We start from the raw sequence: 21,148 nt of genomic DNA on the forward strand, positions 1-21,148 counted from the left end.
TGAGCACGATCACGAACCTGATGAAGAAGATGGACGAGATGGCGATGGCGGCCATCAACAACCTGAAGTAGTCGCTGACAGGTTGGTGGTTCGCTCCGGCCCCGCGCTGGTGCTCCTTCGGGGGTGCCGGTCCGGGGCCGGCGGCGTTTCAGGCCGGTGGGGTGGTGCGTTAGGCTCCGGTCAGGATGCTCGGCGCGGGTGCCGGGGGGAAATGATCCTGGAAATGGCCAGGAAACTCCGGAGGTCCTCCGCCGATAATCCTTTTGTAGCTGTCGCCGTACAAACCTCTCGTCGTCCTCCTGAAGGAGCACACCATGGCCAGCGGCCTCGCGAACGTCCTCTCCACCGCCATCAGCACCTCCAACTCCCAGCGCTCTTCGATGGACGACATGATCGCCCAGGCGCCGCCGGAGCAGCGCGGCTTCCTGGAGGCGCAGAAGAAGGTTCAGCAGGACTCGCAGATCATGAGCACGATCACGAACCTGATGAAGAAGATGGACGAGATGGCGATGGCGGCCATCAACAACCTGAAGTAGTCGCTGACAGGTTGGTGGTTCGCTCCGGCCCCGCGCTGGTGCTCCTTCGGGGGTGCCGGTCCGGGGCCGGCGGCGTTTTCGGGTCCAGAGAAGCGCTTGCCCCCCTGTTCGGGATCCAGAAACTCTCCTACCCTTTGTGCCGATAACCTAGAAAACCGCATTTCGAACGAGGTTGGCTCCATGGGCTCCAACACGATCAACCGTACCCCCTCCTTCTCCCCCACGGCTCGCACCACCGGCCCGACGCAGTCGAACCCGGCCGCGTCGAACCAGGCGATGCGCGAGCTGAACGCCTTCAGCGCGCAGCTCAAGCAGCAGGCCGCCGCTCCTGCGCAGCAGGCCGCCGCGAAGAAGACCTCGTCCGCGGATGCTCAGGCCGCCGGCCGTGAGGCCGTGAACAACCTGGCCCAGCAGTACACGGGCATCCTGAACGAGACCTCGGGCAAGCGCGCGGTGGAGACGGCGCAGGCCAAGGTCGACGCGTTCGTCGCGGCCAACCCGGACGCCACTCCGGAGCAGATCGAGGCCGAGGCCAAGAAGGAGCTGAACAAGTCCTCCTCCGCCGAGTACATCTTCAAGTCCATCATCGACAAGTCGATGAACGACATCATGGCGAAGGTGCAGGAGCGGATTGACGAGCAGAAGTAGTCTTCCGTCAGCCCGTGCCTTGGACGGGCCCCTGTCTGGAACTGGCGGGGGCCCCGGGCTAGACTCCCCGCCGCTGCTGCCCCCGCCCCGGTGAACGCGCCGATGACGACTGAATCCAAGGCCACGGTGTCGAGCGACAACGAGAAGCCCCTGTCGGGCCCGGAGATGCTGGAACGGGCGACGGAGGGCTTCAATCTCTTCCAGGACGGGCACTTCAGCGAGTCGCTGGCCATCTTCGAGAAGCTCGCGGCCATGGACTCGAGCGAGGCCTACTTCCAGACCGCCCTGGGTGCCTGCCACCTGGCGCTGGAGGCCCTGGACACGGCTGTCGCGTGCTTCAACCGCGCCATCGAGCTGGACCCCACCGACATCACCCCCTTCGTCAACCGCGGCGAGGCCTTCCTGCGCCAGGGCCGGACGATGGAAGCGGCGCGTGACTTCCAGCATGCCGTGTCGCTGGACCCCGAGGACAAGGACCCCCTGAGCCGTCGTGCGCGCATGCTCGCCGCCGCGGCCCTGGAGAGCTCGGATGAGGCTTCGGAATCCGAAGCCCCCGAGGACCCCTCGTAGCCTGACCGCAGGCTCCCTCGCCGGACAGGTGAGGGATGGCCCCCCCCTTGGGCTCGGGGCCGTGCACGGATTAGGATGGCCCCGCCGATGGCCAACGCCGATCCGAACAGCTTCCTGAACAAGTACTCCGACATCGTCCTGGCGGTGGTCGTGGTCGCGATCATCGGGATGATGATCGTCCCGCTGCCGACGCTCATCCTGGACGTGTTGCTGACGCTGAACATCAGCATCTCGGTGGTACTGCTCCTCATCTCCCTCTACGTGCCCAGCGCGCTGTACCTGTCGTCGTTCCCGACGATCCTGCTGATCACGACGATGTTCCGCCTGTCGCTGACCATCTCCACCACGCGACTCATCCTGCTCACCGGTGACCCCGGTGAGGTCGTGGTGGCGTTCGGTCAGTTCGTGGTGCAGGGCAACTTCGTCGTCGGCGCCATCCTCTTCCTCATCCTGGTGGTGGTGAACTTCATCGTCATCTCCAAGGGCTCGGAGCGCGTCGCGGAAGTGGCCGCGCGCTTCACCCTGGACGCCATGCCCGGCAAGCAGATGTCCATCGACGCGGACCTGCGCGCCGGCGTGATCGATCAGGATCAGATGAAGAAGAAGCGCCGCGACCTGGAGCGAGAGAGCCAGCTCTTCGGTGCCATGGACGGCGCGATGAAGTTCGTGAAGGGCGACGCCATCGCGTCCATCATCATCACGGTCATCAACATCGTGGGCGGTCTCATCATCGGCGTGACCCAGAAGGGCATGTCCGCCGGCGACGCCGCGCAGAAGTACACGCTGCTCACCATCGGTGACGGCCTCGTCGGCATGATCCCCGCCATCCTCATCTCCACCTGCGCCGGTATCCTGGTGACGCGCGTGGGCGGTGAGGAGGAGGGCGCGCACCTGGGCAAGGACGTGGGCAGCCAGCTCACCGCCTTCCCGAAGGCCATCGCCATCGCGGCGGGCATGCTCATCGCCCTGGGCCTCATCCCCGGTCTCCCCAAGGTGCCCTTCTTCATCCTGGGCGCGGGCGCGGGCTTCGGCGCCTACACGATGATGCGCAAGCGCGACGAGGCGCTGGCCGCCGAGGAGGCCGGCCCCGCGATGGAGTCCAGCTTCGGCACGCCCGTGTCCGCGGAGCCTCCGCCGAAGGAGCAGCTCAACCCGGACTCGGAGCTGTTCATCCCCGTCGTCACGCCCATCGTGCTGGAGGTGTCCGACGCGCTGGTGCCCTTCGTGGACTCGCGGCAGGACGGCGGCAAGTTCCTCTTCGAGCTCATCCCGTTCATGCGCGACGGCCTCTTCGTGGAGCTGGGCGTGCGCTTCCCCGGCGTGCGCGCGCGCGGCAACGGCGGCCTGCCGCCCGGGGCCTACCAGATCCAGATCAACGAGGTTCCCGTCGTCACCGGCCAGGCCACCCTGGGCCACATCCTGGTGAACGACACGGTGGACCGCCTCAAGCTGATGAACATCCCCGGCTTCGAGGCCATCAACCCCGCGACGCGCCAGCCGGCCGCGTGGGTGCCCGAGCAGTTCCGCGAGACGCTCGAGTCCGCGGGCCTCACCACCTGGGACGTGCCCGGCTACATCATCCTGCACACCGCCGCCGTGCTGCGGAAGAACGCCCGCGAGTTCGTGGGCGTGCAGGAGACGCAGACGATGCTGGAGCAGTTGGAGAAGGCGTTCCCGGCCATCGTCAAGGAGGTCGTTCCGAAGATCGTCAACGTGCTGAAGCTGACGGACATCCTCGGGCGCCTCGTGGAGGAGGAGATCTCCATCCGAGACCTGCGCGGCATCCTCCAGGCCCTGTCGGAGTACGGGCAGGTGGAGGCGGACAACGTCATGCTCACCGAGCACGTCCGCGCCTCGCTGCGCCGCTACATCTCCCACAAGTACGCGCGCGGCACCGGCACGCTGGTGGTGTACCTGCTCGACCCCAACATCGAGGAGGCCATCCGCAGCTCCATCAAGCGCACCTCCGCGGGCGCCCACCTGGCGCTGGAGCCGGAGATCGCCCAGGAGATCGTCGGCGCGGTGCGCTCGGAGTGCGGCCACCTGCCGCCCAGCGCCCAGCGCCCCGTCATCCTCACGGCGATGGACATCCGCCGCTACGTGCGCAAGCTGCTGGAGTACGAGTTCAACCCCTCGTTCTCCATCCTCAGCTACCAGGAGCTGTCCCCGGACCTGAACATCCAGCCGGTGGCGCGCATCTCCTCCGGCCGGTAGCGGCTGGACGGGCGGTGACGTCCCAGGGCCTCCGCTTCGGCGGGGGCCTTGTCGTTTCCGGGGAGGGAGTGGGGCCGTGTGTGGACGCGCGGGCGTGGGACTTCAGGCGCCCGCGAGCACGGCGATCATCAGCACCAGGAAGCTCAGCCCCACCACGCCCATCACGATGAGCGTGACGAGCTTGTTCTTGTCCGCGAGCGGGGACGCGGCGGCGAGCTCGGGCTCGGGCTCCGGCATGGGCATCTCCATGCCGGCGTCGCCGGAGTCGGGCGGTGGCTCCTCGGAGGCGGCCTGCTCCTCCGGCGGCGCGACGGCGGGCTCGGGCTGCGGCTCCGGTTCGGGCTCTGGCGGGGGCGGCTCCTCGCGGCGGGGCGGGGAGGGGCGGGGCGGGGAGGGGGCCGGGGCGCTGGCGCTCTCCGCGGAGAGGCTCACCGCCGGCTCGTCGGGGGGCTCGGCGGGGTCCACGTAGACGAAGCGGGTGGCGCCGATCTCCAACTCGTCGCCGTCCTTGAGCGCCTTGCGGTTCACCCGCTTCTTGTTGACCTTGATGCCGTTGCGGCTGCCCAGGTCCTCCACGTGCGTGCCGGACCAGTCGCGGCGGACCTTCGCGTGCTTGCGGGAGACGAGGTCGTCCTTGAGGATGACGTCGGCTTCCTTCTCGTCGCGGCCGAAGATGTGCTCCTGGGCCTCGGAGATCTCGATGCGCTGGCCCTCGCGCGGGCCGTTCATGTAGCGCAGGAAGCGCTCCTCGCCGCCGGCGAGGCCGCGCATCGCGTCCTTCAAGATGCCGCGCGCGAGGAAGGACGTCTTGTCGCTGACGTCCGGCGCGATCTCCACGACCTTGTCGAAGCGGACGTCGTACTGCGCGATGGCGATGATGTCGCCGTTGCGCAGCAGCTCCTTCTCTCCCTTGGGGAGCGCCTTGCCGTTGATCTTCGTGCCGTACGCGCTGCCCAGGTCCTCCAGGAAGTAGAGGGTGCCCTCCTGGCTGATGCGCGCGTGGTTGCGCGACACCGCCTGCTGCGGGAGCACCACCTGGCAGGTCTTGTCCCGCCCCAGGGTGATGACGGAGTCGTCGAGGACGACCTCTTTGCCCGAGGCGCCTCCGGCCTCGCTGCGCTGCGTGACGGTCAGACGGACGCTCATCGCGTGTGTCGCTACCCGAAGGGACGGCTAGAACGAGTCGTTGGCCAGGAATCTCTCACACGTCGTGTACTCGGTGGGGAATTCCTCGGAGGTTCCAAACTTCATGAAGTTCTTGCAGGCCGTCTCCGCGTGGTTCTTCTTCTGGGCTGCGGAGAAGATCTGGAAGAGGCCGAAGTGGCAGGGCGCGAACTTGGCGTCCAGCTTCACGCACTTGCGGTAGGCGCCCTCCTCCTCCGCGATGAGGCCCTTCTCCCGGTACTGGCGCGCCAGCAGGTACATGGCCGGGGCGCTGTTCTCCGCCGTCTGGGTGTCCTTCAGCTCCTTGAGGGCGGAGTCGGTGAGGGCCACCTTGCGCTGGGCGACGGCCAGGTTGTTGAGACAGCTGGAGTTCTTCTCGTCCAGGCGGGCGCAGTTGCCGAAGGCCTCGCGGGCCTCCGCGAAGCGGCTCTGCTCCATCAGCACCGTGCCCAGGTCGTGCCACACCTCCGCGGAGTCCGGGGTGAGCTGGGCGGCCTGGGAGATGTGCTCGTAGGCGGTCTCCAGGTCCTTCTCCTCGTAGGCCATGATGCCGAGGTTGTGGTGGGCGTTGGCCACGTTGGGGTTGACCGCGAGCAGCGTGTCGAACTCCTTCTTGGCCTGCTTCGTCTTGCCCATCTTCATGTAGGTGAGGCCCAGGTCGTAGCGCGACTCCAGGTTGTCCGGGTTCACCTGCAGGGCGCGCTTGAAGTTGTCGTGGGCCTTCCCGTAGGCGCCTTCCTCCAGGTAGAGGACGCCCAGGTTCTGGTAGGCCTGCAGGTGCTCCTGGTTGAAGCGCAGGGCCTTGATGAAGAACTCCTTCGCCTTGCCCTTGTTGCCCGAGTACATGGCGATGAGGCCCTTGTTGGCCCAGAGGTCCGCGTACTGGGGGGAGAACTCCAGGCCCAGGTTGCAGAAGGTCTCCGCCTTCTGCAGGTCTCCGTTGGCCATCTCCTGCGCGCACAACTCGTTGTTGATGAGCGCCCGTTCGTGCGGGGGCGGCGTGCTGAGACAGGCGGTGGTGGTGAGGGAGGCAGCGGCGGTCAGCGTGAGGACGAGGCGGCGAAGACGCATGGCCGACCGAGTGTAGGAGAGCGCCACCCCGAGAGGCAACGCCGGCCTGCCGCTGAATCAGCGCTGTTTTCCATGGGTTAGGCCGGCTGTAGAGTGCGCCGCCATGCGTACCTACCTTTGTGCTTTCGGCTTGCTCGCTGCCCTGCTGGGCGCGGCTCCTGCTCACGCGCAGTTCTCCAACCGGAGTCTGGGCCTGTCGCTGGGCTACATGGACTTCAAGAGCACCGCGGGACTCGCGGGCACGCCGTTCATCGGCCTGGAGGGCAGCCTCTACATCGAGAACGGCTTCGAGGTCGTCTCGCTGTCGAAGGTGATGTTCCCGAAGGACACCTACGCCTCGCCGGAGAAGCGCGTGGTGGGCCTGGCGCCGTCGCTGGGCATCCGCTACCTGCTGCTGGAGGAGACCATCCGCCCGTACATCGGCACGGACGTGAGCTTCCTCATCGTCTTCAAGGACACGACCAGCAACTTCGTGGGCATCGGGCCCAACGCGGGCGTGGACTTCTTCCTCAGCGACTCGGTGAGCCTGGGCGTGCGCGTGCAGTACAACTTCTACATCGCGCTCAACGCGGATACGCAGACGTCGCTGACGGGCTCCGTGGGCCTGGCGACGTACTTCTAGGCCCCGGGCTGGAGCGCCCCGGGCGCTGCCCCGGGGTGGGCAGCAGGGCGGCGGCGACGAGCAGCGTCCACTTCTCATCCGAGAGGTGGGCGGGCTTCTGCATGGCGAGCGAGTCCTGCAGCCGGGCGCCCAGCGCGGAGAACAGCGTGAGCCGCGCCTCCAGCCGCAGCTCCTCGCGGCGCAGGGCCGCGGACAGCACCAGCTCCCGCTCCTCGGTGGACAGCCGCTTCACGCGCGAGACGAACAGCGGATCCGCCAGCAGGCCCTCCTCGCCGCGGGTCTCCAGGGCGGAGGGCACCTTCAGGCGCCGCTCGCGCACCACGATGGTTCCGGCCAGCAGGTCCCCCAGCCGCTGGTGCGAGCGCGACGCGAGCGCCACCGAGCCGCCCACGAGGTAGAGCGCCGGCAGCCGATCCACCACGCGCGCCAGGTTGCGCAGGGCCGCGTGGTAGAAGCCGATGCGCACGCCGCTCTCCTGGATGACCCGGAGGGACATCACGCGCTTGCCTACCGTCTGGCCCGCCCAAGCGGTCTCCAACGTGATGGCGTAGCCCCAGTCCACCAGGAAGTACACGACGATGCCCAGCGCGCTCGCGAACCCCGGGAACGCGGCCATGGCCACCTGGAACACCAGCAGCACCACCGCCGTGGCGAAGCCGACGATGAGCGCGTCCACCAGCCACGCGAGGAAGCGCGAGTAGACGCCCGCCAGCGTGAAGCGGAACTCCACGTACTCCGGGGTCAGCACCGTGTGGGTGCCGTCGAGCAGGGTGTCGGGGGTGGGCGTCACGGCGCCGGAGTGTACGCCACGCGGCCCGCGTTCCGGCGCTCCTGGCGGATGCGTTTCGTGGGGGCCGCAAGGACCTCCCGTCCGGCCCCGACGCCGGGCAGGCGGGCGGCCGGCTCCGGCTGGCGGGCAGGTGCGAGCGGGGCCGCGAGAGTGTTATTCGTGATTAGCGGGCTCCACGTTATCCTGTCCGCATTCCCGCGCCCGTGGCCCCTTCTGAAACCTCATCCTGGAACCGCCGCGTCCTGCCGGCGGGTGCCTTCCAGTTCGCGCTCATCGCCGGGGTGACGCAGCTCAAGACGTCCGCGAACGCGCTGGTGCTGTCGCGCTTCGAGTCCCAGGCGCTGCCGTACCTCTACCTCCTGGGTGCGTTGATGACGGCGTCGCTGACGCTGCTGCCGCGCGGCCGGCCGGGCGCGCCCACCGAGTCCCCGGGCATCCTCACCGGGCTCGGTGGGGTGCTGGCGCTGGGGCTGGCGGCGGCGCTGTCCGCGGGGCAGCGCATGCCGGCCCTGGCGCTGTACCTGTTCGCGGACTGCTTCAGCACCTTCGTGTCGTTCCGCTTCTGGGGGCGCATGGCGGCGGCGTTCGACGCGCGCGAGGCGCGCCGGGCGTTCACGGTGCTCAACGGCTTCGGCATGGGCGGCGGCATCGCGGGCGGCCTGCTGGTGCAGGCGCTGGCGGAGCGGCTGGGCACGCCCGCGGTGGTGGTGAGCGGCGCGGTGAGCCTGCTGGCCGCGGGCGCCATCTTCCACCACCTCCACAAGGCGGAGCCGGCGCAGCCCACGCGCCCGCGCTCGCTGCAGGCGTGGTTCCCGGCGTGGAGCTACCTGGGGGAGAGCCCGTACGCGCAGGTGCTGGCGGCGCTGGGCATCGCGTTCGCCGTCCTGTCATCCTTCGTGGACTACCTCTTCCGCCTGCGCGTGGAGGGCACGCTGAGCGAGGACGGGCTGGCGGCGCTGTTCGGCTCGCTGCAGCTGTGGATTGGCCTGTTCTGCGTGGCCTTCCAGCTGCTCGTGGCGGAGCGGCTGCTCAAGCGCATGGGCCTGCTCATGTACCTGGCGCTGGTGCCCATGGTGCTCGCGCCGCTGGCGGGCGCCACGCTCGTCACCGGGCAGCTGTGGCCGGTGCACCTGCTGCGGCTGGTGGAGACGGCGGTGAGCTACTCCATCCTCCCGGTGGGCATCCAGCTGCTCTACGCGGCGGTGCCGGACGAGCAGCGCGAGGGGCTGCGCAGCGCGGTGGACGGCCTGCTGCGCAAGGGCGGCGTGGTGCTGGCGGGCCTGCTGCTCATCGGCGCGGGCCGGGGCGCGAACGGCCTCACCATGGCGGTGGCGGTGGTAGCGCTGTGCGCCGCGCTGGGGCTCCTGCTCGTGCGCCTCAAGCCCGCGTACCTCACGGCGCTGGGCGAGCAGGTGGGCGCCCACGAAGAGGAGGAGGTGGAGCTGGGCGGCGAGGCGCAGAAGCTGCTGGTGGAGGCGCTGGGCGCGCCCACGCCGGAGCGGGTGCTGCGCGCGGTGGACATGCTGGAGCACGCGGAGGACTCGCCCCTGCGGCAGCACCTGGCCGCGCTCCTCGCCCATCCCCACGAGCGCGTGCAGGAGCGCGGCGTGACGCTGGCCCTGTCCCTGGAGGCGCGGGAGCTGGCGCCCATGCTGGAGCGGCTGGTGGAGGAGGGCCCCCGGCGCCCTCGCGACCAGGCCGTCTGGGCCCTGGCGCGCCTGTCCCCGGAGCGCGCGGAGCGGCTCTTGCCGCCGCTGCTCACCAGTCCGGACGTGGGCCTGCGCTGCGCGGCCATTGGCGCGCTGATGCGCACGCAGGGCAGCTCCGCGGCGCTGGAGTCGCTGCGCGAGCTGCTGGCGAAGGGCGACCACGCGCCCGTGGCCGAGCGGCGGGAGGTGGCGCGGCTGCTGGGCCGGCTCAAGGACCCCCGGTTCGCGTCGCCGCTGTCGCTCTACCTGGAGGACATGGACATCTCCGTGCGGCGCGTGGCGCTGGTGGCGGTGGGGGAGGGCGGCTACGTGGAGCTGGCGCCGCGCCTGCTGCCGTTCCTCTCCTGGCGCGAGGAGCGTCCGGCCGCGCGCGAGTCGCTGGTGCTGCTGGGGGACGCGGTGACGCCGCTCCTGGAGCTGCAGCTCAACAACAAGGCCGCGCCGCTGGCCATGCGGATGCAGCTGCCTCGCGTGCTGCGCGGCATCGGCTCGCCCGCGGCGCTCAACGCGCTGCTGTTCTCCAACGTGCGCGACGACGCGGCGCTGCACTTCCGCATCGGCGCGCAGCTGTCCCGCCTGCGCGAGGAGCAGCCGGACCACCCCGTGGACGTGGACCGCATCCACGAGGCGCTGGGCCGCCGCCGCGACACATACCGCCAGCTGGTGGGGGCCTTCCGCGACGTGCAGGCGGCGCTGGGCCCCCAGTCGCTGCTCACGCGCGCGGTGGGCGACCGGTTGGATCAGGCGCTGGAGCTGTCGTTCTTCCTCCTGGGCCTGCTGCACCCGCCGCAGGCCATGCGCCGCATCCACCAGCACCTGGTGGGCAGCGACTCGCGCCGGCGCGCCTATGCGCTGGAGCTGCTGGAGAACCTGGTGGCGCAGGAGGAGCGCGAGCTGGTGATGGAGCAGGTGGAGGCCCACCACCGCGAGCTGCCGCCCGGCGCGCCGGGCCGGCTGTGGCGGCGGCTGGCGGGGCTCGTGCAGAGTGAGGACCTGGTGCTGCGCGCGTGCGCCCGCCACGTGGCGCGGCTCAACGGCCTGGACGTGCTCCCGCAGGAGGGTGACATGAGCGATACCATCGTCCAACGGATGTTCGCCCTGGAGGGCGTGAGCGTCTTCTCCCAGAGCGACGTGGACGACATCGCGGCCATCGCGGAGGTGGCGCGCGAGGCGTCCTACAAGGCGGGGCAGCGGCTCTACAGCCAGGGCGACCCGGGCGACGCGCTCTACGTCATCGTCGAGGGCGCGGTGGACGCGTTCCGCAACGGCGAGCACGTGCTGCGCTTCCAGGCGAAGGAGGCCATCGGCGAGGTGAGCCTGCTCGACGGCGCGCCCCGACCCACGGACATGATCGCCGCGGTGGACACGCGTGTGCTCGTCATCGACCGGCGCGACTTCCTGGACCTGCTCGCGGACCGGCCGGAGCTGCTCACCGGCTTCTTCCGCTCCGTGAGCCAGCAGCTCCAGAGCGTCATCGACCTGCCCGCCCGCCGCGAGGAGGGCCAGCGGCTGGAGCTGGGCGCGCCCCAGGCGTCGCTCGCGTCGCTGGAGGGCATTGGCGGCCTGCCCCCCGAGGGCAACGCGCCCTCGGATGTGTGAGTCAGTCCCCCGCGTCGTGCGCGGGCGGCGACTCGTCTCGCTTGAGCGCGGGGGGCTGCATGGGGTCCATGCCGATGAGGTGCGCCGAGGCCACCGGGATGAACGGCCGCGTGAAGCAGCGGAACGGCGGGATGCTGCCCACGAAGCGGGTGAGCGCGAGGCCCGCGAAGACCCACGGCTGACGCTCCACGGTGGCGATGGGCGCGGCGACGCTCTCCGAGCGCCGCGCGAGGCTCGACGTGAGCCCGCGGAAGACCCGCAGGGCGGGCAGCGCGCTCCAGGCGCGCACGAACCAGGGCGGACGCGTGACGGGGGCCACCCAGGCGCGGTCGCTCTTGGCGGCGGTGAAGACGAGCAGCCACCAGAAGCCCCAGAGGCTGCTGAGCACGGTGAACGACTTCGGCACCCACCACAGCGGGATGCAGAGGAGCACCAGGGCGGGGATGCCCATCACGAACAGCAGGAAGGCCCTCCAGCGGCGCTGGAGCTTGGCGCGGAGCCACGGGACGTTGAGGCGCACGCGCGGCGTGAACTCGGGGTCCTCGGGAGGAACGCCGGTGGCGAGGCTGGCCTCGCGGGAGATGACCGTGTGGTAGTCGCGCGACAGGGCGACGACGAGCCACTGCACCGCGCTCAGCGAGCCGAAGAAGAGCGCCCAGAACTCCCAGCTCCCCAGGAAGAAGACGCCGTCGCGCACCGTGGGCGCGTCGATGTTGAAGCCCTGCTGCTGGGGCTCCTTGCGGACGCGCGGGCCCTTCTGCGTCGCCTCCGGGACGTCGCGAAGGGCCTTCTCCACCTCCGACCGGATGGTGGCGGAGAGCTGGGCGCCCAGGGACTCCTCCTCGTGCGACGCCGCGTCCTCGCTCCGGGCCTCCGGCGCGGTGGGCTCGGCTTCGCGAGCGGGCTGCTCACCCTCGCTCGGGGCGGCCCTGGCCTCCTCGGCGGCCTGGCGGCGCTCCTCCGCCGCTTCCTCTGCGGCCTCCGCGGCCTCCTCGACGGCCTCGGCGGCTTCCTCCGGGGGGAGGTCGCCTTCCTGGCCGGCGTGGATGGCCTCCTGGATGAGCGTGCTGAGCGCCTCCTTCATGGCGGCCGGGTCCCCCTGGCCCTCCCGGGCCTTCATCGCGGCCTCCAGCTCCTTCGCCCGCGCCTCGATGCGGGCCTGCGCCTGCTCGCGCGCGGCCCGGGTCACGGCCGTCTCGGGGGGCTTCCGATGCTCGTCTCCGTCGAACTCGTGGAGCGCCCAGCCTGCGGCGATGATCAACACGAACGCCGTCTGGAGCGCGGTCATCTTCACGTAGGCGGCGCGGACCGCCGGGCTCGCGAGCGTGACGCGGGCGATGTGGAACGGCAGGGCCACGCCGTAGAAGAACTGGCGGATGCGGCCCTGGGGCAGCTGGCCCTGCGTGGACTGGAAGTGCTCGGCGCCGCCCCGGACCTCGCCCCACAGCTCGGAGGCGAAATTCCGGCCCCGGACGCCCCCTTTTCCGCTCGGAGTCCCGCCGTCCTTCTCCTCCTGTAAAGGCTTGAAATCCTTGCCTTTCATGCCCGTCATTGGGTCACGCTACCACGTCGGGGATGTGCTAAAGGCCCAGCCGTGAACCCGAACCTTCTCTCGCTGCGTCCCTTCCGTCGTCCTTCCCGCCAGCTGTGGCTGTCGTCCGGCGCGCTGGTCCTCGCCCTGGGAGCCCTCGCGGGTTGTGAGAAGACTCCCCCGCCGGCGCCGGCCACGCCGCCCCCCGCGGAGGCCGCGAAGCCGCCCCCGCCCTCGGAGGTGACGGTGCTCGTCACCGGCAACGCCCGGGGCCAGCTCCTGCCCGTCGACGGCAAGGGCGGCGCCGCGGAGCTGATGGGCCGCTGGGTGAATGACGAGAAGCACTGTGCCGGTCCGCTGAAGGACGGCCAGGCGACCTGTCCGGATGCCGGCACGCTCGCCCTGACGACGGGCGACCTGTGGACGGGCCCGGCCATCTCGTCCTTCTTCCTGGGCGCCTCGACGGCCGAGGTGATGGGGCACATGGGGTATGCGGCCTCCGCGCTGGGCAACCACGAGCTGTCGTACGCCAAGGATTCCTTCCTGAAGAACCGCGCGGCCGGGGGCTTTCCCTTCCTGGCGGCGAACCTGAAGGTGTCGGATGAGACGCTGGCCAAGGACCTGTCCATGCCCGCGTTCCAGGTCTACGAGCGGCGGGGCCTGAAGATTGCGGTGGTGGGCCTCACCTCGCAGAAGACGGTGCGCACGGCGATGTCCGGCCGCGCGGAGGGCCTGGAGGTCACGCCCAACGAGGACGCGCTGAGCGCGGCCGTGCCGGAGGCGCGCAAGGCGGGCGCGGACGTGGTGGTGGTGGTGGCGGACCAGTGCCCCACGGACCTGCAGCCGGTGCTGGCGAAGCACGCGGACTGGAAGGTGTCGCTGGTGGCCGGTGGCCGCTGCGGCACGGACGCCCCGGGCGTGAAGACCGAGGGTGAGACGACCTACGCGTCGCTGGGCCGCGGCTTCGATTCGTACCTGCGCGCGCAGCTGAAGTTCGACCCGTCGAAGGCGGCGGGCCAGAAGCTGACCGGCGTGGACACGAAGGTCGTCGAGGTGGCGGGCGGCACGCCGGACGCGGAGACGGCGAAGCGCATCGCGGAGTGGCAGGCGAAGGTGGACCAGGCGCTCGGCCGGAAGATCGGCTTCACCAAGGCGGGCATCCCGCAGGGCTCGCCGCTGATGGCGAAGTGGGTGGCGGGCGCCGTGCGCGCGCAGCTCAACACCGACGCGGCCATCCTCAACAAGGGCGGCATCCGCAACGGCCTGGCCAAGGGCGAGGTGACGCTGGGCAGCGTGTACTCGGCGATGCCCTTCGAGAACTCGCTGCTCACCGTGAAGCTCAAGGGCGAGGACCTGGCCAAGCAACTGGCGAACCCGGACGCGCTCGTGGCCGGCTTCACCCCGGCGGGCAAGGGCAAGTTCAAGGACGCCCAGGGCAAGCCGCTGGATCCGAAGAAGGAGTACACCGTGGCCACGGTGGAGTACCTGTACTTCGGCGGTGACGGCTTCGACTTCGAGAAGCTGGACACCGACCCGGCCGAGACGGGCATGGCGTGGCAGACGCCCGTCGTCGAGTGGACCGAGGCCCAGGGCTCCACCGAGGCGAAGCCGCTCGAGAAGCTCATCAAGTAGCGCGCCGCCTTCCTGAAGCACCGGGGCGCCGGAGTCCTCCCTCGACGCGGGGAGGGCGGCCGGCGCCTCGTCGTTTGCGCCGCTCGGCTAGAGTGGGCCCATGGAGATGGCGGAGTTCATCGAGACGCGGCGGCCGCGCTGGCAGCAACTGGAGACGCTGCTGGACAAGTCCGAGGGCGAGGGGCTGCGCAGGCTGAGCCTGGAGGAGGCTCGCTCGCTGGGGAGGCTGTACCGCGCCGTCTCCAGCGACCTGTTGTGGGTGCGCGCGCGCAGCGGCTCCGCGGACGTGAGCGCGTACCTCAACGACCTGGTGGGCCGCGCGTACGCGCTGACGTACCCGGGCCGTCGTCCCCGCCTCGCGGACGTGTGGGCCTTCGTCGCGCGCGGCTTCCCGGCGCTCCTGCACCGCGAGTGGCGCATGTACGTGGCGTCGGTGCTGCTGTTCCTGGCGGGCGCGGGCTTCGGCTACGTGGGCATGGTCGTGGACCCCGACGCCGCGCACTACCTGGTCCCCGAGCAGCACGTGAAGATGGACCCCGTGAAGCGCGCCGCGGACGAGGCCGCGGGCAAGGGCCTGTCCGTGGAGGAGCAGGCCCAGTTCACGACGTTCCTCTTCACGCACAACATCCAGGTGGCCTTCCTGGCGTTCGCGCTGGGCATCACGCTGGGGCTGGGCACGGCGGTGATGCTGTTCACCAACGGCCTGTTCCTGGGGGCGCTCGCGCAGGTGTACGCGGCGAAGGGGATGGCCGGGTGGTTCTGGGCGTGGATCCTCCCGCACGGCATCCCGGAGATTTCAGCCATCTGCATCGCGGGCGCGGCGGGGCTCGTGATTGCTCGGGGGATGGTGGCGCCGGGTGGGTTGTCGCGCGGGCAGGCGCTGCGCAAGGAGGCCGTGACGGCGGTGAAGCTGCTGTTCGGCACGCTGGCGCTGTTCGTGCTCGCGGGCTTCATCGAGGGCACCGTGTCGCAGATCCACCCGCCGAAGCTGTCGGTCACCTTCAAGGTCACCTTCGCGCTCACGGTGGGGGCGGGCGTCTATGCGTACCTGCTGTCGGACTGGATGCGCGGCCGGCGGAGCGGCGCGCGGGCGACGCCGGAGCTGGCGGGATGAACAGGCCGGACCTGTCCGTGCCTCCGCTGCCGCGCGAGCCGGAGGTGCTGATTGAGTGCCCGCGCTTCTCGATGGTGAAGCGGCGCGCGGATGGCTCGGTGGACTTCGTGTCGCCGCTGCCGTGTCCGTACAACTACGGCTCCATTCCGGGCCTGTTGGCGGATGATGGAGACCCGTTGGACGCGGTGGTGCTGGGGCCTCGCCTGTCGCAGGGGCAGCGCGTGCGCGTGCCGGTGGTGGCCGTGCTGGGCTTCATCGACGCGGGGAGGGGCGACCCGAAGGTGGTGTGCGGGACGCACCCGATGACGGCCTCCGAGCGCGCGGGCCTGGAGCGCTTCTTCCGCGTCTACGCGCTGTTCAAGCGCGGCCTGCACCGCGTGCGCGGCGACGCGCCGGACACGCGGTTCGTGGGCTGGCTGCGCGAGGGCGCCGACCTCTAGCCGAGGGGCCCGGTCATCCGCAGGACGGTCCTGTGGCCCGCCCTAGAGGACGCCACGCGCCTTGATGTCGAGATACCGGTTCACCGCCGCGAGGCTCAGCTCGTCCGGTGCAACGTCCAGCATCTGCACGCCGCCCTTGCTCACGCGCGCCTTGAGCACCTCGCGGTCCGTGAGCAGCTCGGACGCCACCGCGTGCTGGAAGGCCTCCTCCGGCCCGGACGGGGGCGTGCGCAGCAGCTTCTGCAGCGCGGTGTCCTTCACGGACAGGCACAGCGGGACGTGGCGGCGCGCCAGGCGGTGCAGCGGGGCCACCAGCGTTCCTGCCTGCTCCTCGTCGAGGAAGTCCGTGAAGACGCACAGCAGGCTGCGCCGGTTCAGGCGCACGTTCAGCTCCTTGAAGAGCGCCAGGTAGTCCACGTAGGTGAGGCTGGGCGTCGCGGAGTAGAGCGTGTCCACCAGCTTGCGGTACTGGCCCCGGCCCGCCGCGGGCGGCAGGTAGGCCTTCACGCCGTCCGCGAAGAGGGCCAGGCCCACGCGGTCCCCGTTGCGGATGGCCACGAACGCGAGGAACAGCGCCGCGTTCACCGCGTGGTCCAGCTTGGTGAGGCCGTCCACCTGCGCCGCCATGGAGCGCCCCGCGTCCACGCAGATGAGCAGCGCCTGCGAGCGCTCCGACTCCAGCACCCGCGTCACCGGCTTGCCCCGGCGCGCGGTGGCCTTCCAGTCCACGTCGCGCACGCTGTCGCCCTGGGCGTAGTCGCGCAGGCGCGCGAACTCGCTGCCCTGGCCGTCGCGGCGCAGCTGCCGCAGGCCCAGGTTCACCAGGTCCAGCGCCGCGCCGGAGAGCAGCAGCCGTCGGGCCCCGCGCAGGTCCGGGTACACCGACACCGAGCGCTCCGCGGGGAAGGCGCGCTCGTGCGAGACGAGCCCCAGCGGGCCGCGCACGCGCACGTGCACGTCGCCGAAGCTGAACCTGCCGCGCTTCGAGGGCGTGGCCCGGTACACCCACTGCGTCTGGCTGTCCGGCGTGAGGCGCAGCGTGGCCTCCGGGGGCTCCGGGGTGAAGGACGGGGGCACGTCGTCCTTCACGCGCACCTCCACCGTGCCGCGCCCCCGGTGCACCAGCTTCAGCTCGACGCGGTTCGCCACGCCCACGTTGAGGCGCTCCGGCAGCGCGCGCTCCACCTCCAGCCGCACGCGGCGGGCCCGGAGGAAGTCGAACGCGGCCAGCGCCACGGCCAGCGCGTCCAGCGCGAGCACCGCGCCGCCCAGGCCCGGGAAGAAGCCCGCCAGCGCCATGGGCAGCGCGAGCAGGGCGAGCAGCCCCCACAGGCGCTCGGAGGGAATCACCGGGGGACCTCGACGCCCTGGACCACCTCGCGCAGCACGTCCGCCGGCGTGGCGCCGTCGAGCTCCGCGTCCGGCGACAGGAGCAGGCGGTGGCGCAGCACCGGGCCCACGAGGAAGCGCACGTCGTCCGGGGTGACGAAGTCGCGGCCCCGCAGCGCCGCCAGCGCCTTCGACGCGAGCAGCAGGTGCACGCCCGCGCGAGGCCCCGCGCCCAGGCGGATGTTGGGCGAGCCGCGCGTCGCCGCCACCAGCTTGCGGATGTAGCCCAGCACCGGGGGCTCCACGTTCACCAGGTTGAGCGCCGCGCGCGCCTGGAGCAGGCCGTCCTTCGTCACCGCCGCGTTCACGCCCGCGCGCGCCAGGTCGCCCGCGTCGAAGCCCCGGTGCACGGACTCGAGGATGGCGTCCTCCTCCTCCGGCGCGGGGTAGCCCACGTCAATCTTGAGGAGGAAGCGGTCGAGCTGCGCCTCGGGGAGCGGGTACGTGCCCTCCGACTCCACCGGGTTCTGCGTGGCGAACACCGTGAACATGGGCGACAGCTGGAGGTTCCTGCCCTCCAGCGACACGGCGCGCTCCTGCATGGCCTCCAGCAGCGCGGACTGCGTCTTGGCCGGGGCGCGGTTGATCTCGTCCGCCAGCAGCAGGTCCGTGAAGATGGGGCCGCGCGCGAGCACGAAGGCCTGCGACTTCAGGTCGAAGACGCTGGTGCCCAGGATGTCCGCGGGCATCAGGTCCGGCGTGAACTGGATGCGCTTGAAGTCCGCGCCCACGCTGCGCGACAGCGCCTTGGCCATCAGCGTCTTGGCCACGCCGGGCACGCCCTCCAGCAGGATGTGCCCGCCCGCCACGAGCCCGCAGAGCATCAGCTCCAGCGGTTCGTCCTGCCCGACCACGGCCTTGCGCACCTCGGCGAGGACGCCCTCGCGGATGGCGTTCGCGGACCGCACGGCGTCGCCGTTGTCCGTGAGGGGAGGAGGGGAGAAGGGCGGGGCGTTCATGTCGTTCCGGGGCGAGGCCGGCCGGTGCCGGCGGGGTGGATGCGCTCGCGCACGTGCGCGGCGGAGGTGGCGAGGGCCTGGAGGTCGGCGTCCCTCTGGACGGCCTCGGACTGGCGGGCCACGTCGAGCAGGCCGTCCGCCAGGTCCTGGCGCCCGCGCAGCCGCAGGCCCTCCGCGACGGCGGCGGCGGTGGCGTGCGGCGGCAGGCCCGCGAGCGGCGCCAGCTGCTGCGTGAGGCCTCGCGAGATGAGCCCCGCGGCGAAGCCGTGGTGGTGGCCCTCCCGGTACAGGCGGCTCATGGCGAAGAGGGCGTCCGTGGCGCCCACGCGCACGGACTCGACGGGCGGCAGCGGCCGGCCGAAGCGCCTCAGCGCGCCCGCCCACAGCGCGACGCCCAGCAGCAGCTGCGCCACCGCGAAGTGCAGGCCGTAGCGGCGCGCGAAGTCCACGAGCGAGCGCTCGTTGGTGAAGCCGTGGTGGAACTCGTCGAAGGCGAAGGGGCCGGGGCCCAGGGCCGCCAGCGCGCTCAGCCAGAACTGCGCGTTGTCCGCGCGCGCGAGCGCCAGGTTCATCGCGAGCTCGGGCGCGCCCACCACCAGCACCCGGCCCAGGCCCACGTGAACCACCGCCGCCACGGGGAGGCCCAGGCGCTCATCCTCCAGCACCGGGATGGCGCCCTCCGGCAGCCGGAGGTAGGCCTGGACCTTCGCCTCCACGCGCTCCACGCCCAGCGTGTACGGCGTGGGCAGCGGCGGCACCAGCGTGCGCATGGGCAGCGTCACGTCCGCCTTGTCCAGCGTCACGCCCAGGTCATCCAGGAGCGCGTTCTCCCGCGAACCCCAGGGCACGTACACGAGCGAGGCGCCGGCGCGGACGTGGGCCAGCACCCGCTCCACCTCGTCGTCGTCCAGCTGCTGCGCCCGCAGGGCGTTGAAGCCCTGGTGCGGCGCCTCCTCGTCGTTCACGCCCGCGTCCGGATCCGAGGCGAGCCGCGTCTGATCCGGGTCCTCCTCGCGCGAGTCCTGGACCTCCACGGCGAGCAGCACCAGCGCCTCATGGCCGGAGCGCATGCGCAGGTCCGCCATGTTGCGCGTCACCGGCAGGCCGCTCTCCTGCGCGAGCAGGAACAGCGCGCGCGCGCCGTCCGGCTCCGAGCGGAAGGTGGACAGCGGATCCGCGAAGCCGCCGCGCTGGGCGCCGCGCACCAGGAAGGCTCCGAGCACGCCCACGAGCAGGAGCGCTCCCAGCACGAGCAGCGGGAACCGGTCACGCACCGGCGGCCTCCAGCGCGGGCGGCGCGGCGAGCAGCGGGGCGGTGAGGGCGCGGAACTCGCTGTAGCCGTCGGCGCCCACGGGCACGTTGCCGTACCACGCGAAGTCGAAGCGGCGCGTCAGCTCCCGGAAGGGGGCCCTCACCTCCGGGCGGCCCCGGAACGCGCGCAGGTAGTCCCAGTTGGAGAGCGTCTCGTCGTAGTGGATGGCGCCGTCGCGGTGCAGGCGCGACAGCAGCGCGAGGTACAGGTTGCGCACGGCCTCGCGGTACTCGCCCTTCGCGGCCAGCGCGTCCGCCAGGTGCGCCCAGCCCTCGGGCGGACGGGACAGCGCGTGGTCCGGGCTGCCGGCGAGCGCCGCCGCGTCCACGGTGCGCACCTCCAGCGCCGGGCCCGAGGCCTCGCGCTTGCGCCGCAGGATGCTCACGAGCACCACCCCCAGCACCGCCAGCGTCAGCGCGACCAGCACCACGACGACGGCGTTGGCCGCCGCGCCGCCGCTCACGGGCAGGGCCGTCTCCCGCGACCGGGGCCGCGGCTCGTGGCGCTTGAAGAAGTCCCGGAGCCACTCGCCCAGCCTGTCGATGAAGCGGCGCCACCAGCCCGGCTCCGGGGGCGGGACCTCCTCCTGGGGGGCGTCCGGCGCCTTCTCCGGGCGCTCCTGGAACTCCGGCCGCGCGAGGATGGACCGCGCCCGGTCCGTCGCCGCCCTGGCGTCCGCGCGCGCCTGGGCCTCGGCCGTCGCCGTCACCTGCGCGAGCCCGTCCTCCAGCGTCACCGCCGCCGTCTCGCAGTCCTCGTCGTCGTAGGCCAGCCGCTCCAGGTGGCGCACGAAGCGCTCCAGCTTGACCGTCTCCCGCGCGTCCAGCGCGTCGAGGTCGCGGAGCGCCGGGCCTTCGACCTGCTCGGGCAGCTCGCACGCCGTCGCGACCTTCACCAGCCGGGCGCGCACGGCCTGGCGGTCCACGGGCGCGGTGGCCCCTTCCGGCGCTGCCTGGACCGGCGCGGGCGCCGCGAGGAGCAGGCCCGCGAGCAGGAGCCCCGCGGCGGCCACGCCCTTCGCCGCGAGCGGGCCGCGCTGCCTGCTCCGCTCCGGGAGCTGCTGCACGGCGGCCAGCAGGTCCAGGCCCTCCTGTCGCACGCGCCCGTCCACCAGCAGCAGCGTGGCCGTCGCCGCGCGCAGGGGCTCGAAGAGGGCGAACGTCGTCGCGGCGAGGAACACGAGCCACGGCGGGTTGTCCAGCGACGCGAACCGCTCCGCGAACGTCAGGTCGATGCCCACGAGCTGCCGCCCGAGGTACAGGAGGAAGTTGAGCCCCACGTGCAGGTTGAGGAACACCAGCACCTGCACGCTCATCAGCCAGCGCACCGCGGTGGCCGTCCCGCGGGAGGGGCCCAGCAGGCGCGCGCCCAGGCCGTACAGCTTCAGGGGGCTGCCCCGGCCCTGCATCGTCACGGCGTAGCCCACGCCCTGCGCGGAGAGCAGGAACAGCGAGATGCCCAGCGTGAACGTCAGCGTCAGCACGTTGAAGCACGCCAGGTACGCCACCGCGATGAACAGGGCCGGCAGCCGCGACAGCGCCGCGCGCAGCGACTGGCGCACGGACGGCTCCGCCTTCGCGCCCAGCAGGACCTCCTGCACGTAGTGGCACGCCGCGCCCTGGCCCACGCCCCGCAGGAACCACGCGAGCGTGACGTACAGGGCGGGCAGGGTGGGGGATCGCCCGTGCTCCACGGCGTCCAGCAGGTGCAGCAGCGCGGCCACCACCGCCGCGCCGCCGGGCAGCGTGAGGGCCCACACGCCCGCGTCGCGCGCGCACAGCCGCAGCGCCGCGTCCATCAAGGCCACCGGACCCCGGGGGCGCAGTTCCAAGGCGGAGACGGCCATC

General features: G+C 71.5%; 17 protein-coding genes. 9 read left to right on the forward strand and 8 right to left on the reverse strand.

The window, feature by feature from the left end; translation table 11 throughout:
- Nucleotides 1-314: 314 nt before the first annotated feature.
- The 4 genes from U8525_RS16925 to sctV all read left to right on the forward strand — a co-directional run bounded on the left by U8525_RS16925 (nt 315) and on the right by sctV (nt 3,968).
- Nucleotides 315-536, forward strand: coding sequence for a hypothetical protein (locus tag U8525_RS16925; RefSeq protein WP_121725455.1), 222 nt, complete (start codon nt 315-317; stop codon nt 534-536).
- Between the two features lie 180 nt (nt 537-716).
- On the forward strand, nt 717-1,184 hold the full coding sequence (locus U8525_RS16930) for a hypothetical protein (RefSeq protein WP_374266860.1): 468 nt from the start codon (nt 717-719) through the stop codon (nt 1,182-1,184).
- Nucleotides 1,185-1,286: 102 nt separating this feature from the next.
- Entirely contained in the window at nt 1,287-1,754 is a 468-nt protein-coding gene (locus tag U8525_RS16935; RefSeq protein WP_374266862.1) for a tetratricopeptide repeat protein, read from the forward strand.
- Nucleotides 1,755-1,841: 87 nt separating this feature from the next.
- Nucleotides 1,842-3,968, forward strand: a complete 2,127-nt coding sequence (gene sctV, locus U8525_RS16940; protein ID WP_374266864.1) for a type III secretion system export apparatus subunit SctV — start codon at nt 1,842-1,844, stop codon at nt 3,966-3,968.
- A gap of 102 nt (nt 3,969-4,070) precedes the next feature.
- Here the strand turns inward: sctV and U8525_RS16945 are convergent, their stop codons facing one another.
- Nucleotides 4,071-5,114 carry an FHA domain-containing protein gene (locus U8525_RS16945; RefSeq protein WP_374266866.1) on the reverse strand — a complete coding sequence of 348 codons (1,044 nt, stop codon included), beginning with the start codon at nt 5,112-5,114 and terminating at the stop codon, nt 4,071-4,073.
- 27 nt (nt 5,115-5,141) lie between these two features.
- On the reverse strand, nt 5,142-6,203 hold the full coding sequence (locus U8525_RS16950) for a tetratricopeptide repeat protein (RefSeq protein ID WP_374266868.1): 1,062 nt from the start codon (nt 6,201-6,203) through the stop codon (nt 5,142-5,144).
- 103 nt (nt 6,204-6,306) lie between these two features.
- On the opposite strand from U8525_RS16950, the gene U8525_RS16955 reads away from it, so the two are divergent.
- Nucleotides 6,307-6,825 (forward strand): outer membrane beta-barrel protein, encoded by a 519-nt coding sequence (locus U8525_RS16955; RefSeq protein WP_374266870.1) that lies wholly within the window; start codon nt 6,307-6,309, stop codon nt 6,823-6,825.
- Here the strand turns inward: U8525_RS16955 and U8525_RS16960 are convergent.
- Nucleotides 6,767-7,615 (reverse strand): RDD family protein, encoded by an 849-nt coding sequence (locus U8525_RS16960; protein ID WP_374266872.1) that lies wholly within the window; start codon nt 7,613-7,615, stop codon nt 6,767-6,769. The genes U8525_RS16955 and U8525_RS16960 overlap by 59 nt on opposite strands.
- Nucleotides 7,616-7,818: 203 nt before the next feature.
- On the opposite strand from U8525_RS16960, the gene U8525_RS16965 reads away from it, so the two are divergent.
- Entirely contained in the window at nt 7,819-10,923 is a 3,105-nt protein-coding gene (locus U8525_RS16965; RefSeq protein ID WP_374266874.1) for a cyclic nucleotide-binding domain-containing protein, read from the forward strand.
- A 1-nt stretch (nt 10,924) separates the two neighbouring features.
- On the opposite strand, the gene U8525_RS16970 is transcribed toward U8525_RS16965, so the two are convergent.
- Nucleotides 10,925-12,466 (reverse strand): hypothetical protein, encoded by a 1,542-nt coding sequence (locus U8525_RS16970; protein WP_374266876.1) that lies wholly within the window; start codon nt 12,464-12,466, stop codon nt 10,925-10,927.
- 51 nt (nt 12,467-12,517) lie between these two features.
- On the opposite strand from U8525_RS16970, the gene U8525_RS16975 reads away from it, so the two are divergent.
- From U8525_RS16975 to U8525_RS16985, 3 genes are all read left to right on the forward strand, one after another.
- The gene (locus U8525_RS16975) at nt 12,518-14,086 is read left to right on the forward strand and encodes a bifunctional UDP-sugar hydrolase/5'-nucleotidase (RefSeq protein WP_374266878.1); all 1,569 of its coding nucleotides are present in this window, start codon (nt 12,518-12,520) and stop codon (nt 14,084-14,086) included.
- Nucleotides 14,087-14,186: 100 nt separating this feature from the next.
- Entirely contained in the window at nt 14,187-15,200 is a 1,014-nt protein-coding gene (locus U8525_RS16980; protein ID WP_374266880.1) for a stage II sporulation protein M, read from the forward strand.
- Nucleotides 15,197-15,640 carry an inorganic diphosphatase gene (locus tag U8525_RS16985; protein WP_374266882.1) on the forward strand — a complete coding sequence of 148 codons (444 nt, stop codon included), beginning with the start codon at nt 15,197-15,199 and terminating at the stop codon, nt 15,638-15,640. Before U8525_RS16980 ends, U8525_RS16985 begins: the two co-directional genes overlap by 4 nt.
- 42 nt (nt 15,641-15,682) lie before the next feature.
- On the opposite strand, the gene U8525_RS16990 is transcribed toward U8525_RS16985, so the two are convergent.
- The 4 genes from U8525_RS16990 to U8525_RS17005 are packed head-to-tail and all read right to left on the reverse strand — an operon-like array spanning nt 15,683 to nt 21,147.
- Nucleotides 15,683-16,990: a DUF58 domain-containing protein gene (locus U8525_RS16990; RefSeq protein WP_374266884.1), complete on the reverse strand. Its 1,308-nt coding sequence runs from the start codon at nt 16,988-16,990 to the stop codon at nt 15,683-15,685.
- Nucleotides 16,987-17,988 carry an AAA family ATPase gene (locus tag U8525_RS16995; protein WP_374266886.1) on the reverse strand — a complete coding sequence of 334 codons (1,002 nt, stop codon included), beginning with the start codon at nt 17,986-17,988 and terminating at the stop codon, nt 16,987-16,989. The genes U8525_RS16990 and U8525_RS16995 overlap by 4 nt, the downstream gene beginning before the upstream one ends.
- Entirely contained in the window at nt 17,985-19,262 is a 1,278-nt protein-coding gene (locus U8525_RS17000; RefSeq protein ID WP_374266888.1) for a DUF4350 domain-containing protein, read from the reverse strand. Before U8525_RS17000 ends, U8525_RS16995 begins: the two co-directional genes overlap by 4 nt.
- Entirely contained in the window at nt 19,255-21,147 is a 1,893-nt protein-coding gene (locus U8525_RS17005) for a DUF4129 domain-containing protein (protein WP_374266890.1), read from the reverse strand. The genes U8525_RS17000 and U8525_RS17005 overlap by 8 nt, the downstream gene beginning before the upstream one ends.
- Nucleotide 21,148: the final 1 nt, after the last annotated feature.

Origin of the sequence: Corallococcus sp. RDP092CA, from assembly GCF_041903675.1 — a bacterium.
Taxonomy (GTDB): Bacteria; Myxococcota; Myxococcia; order Myxococcales; family Myxococcaceae; genus Corallococcus.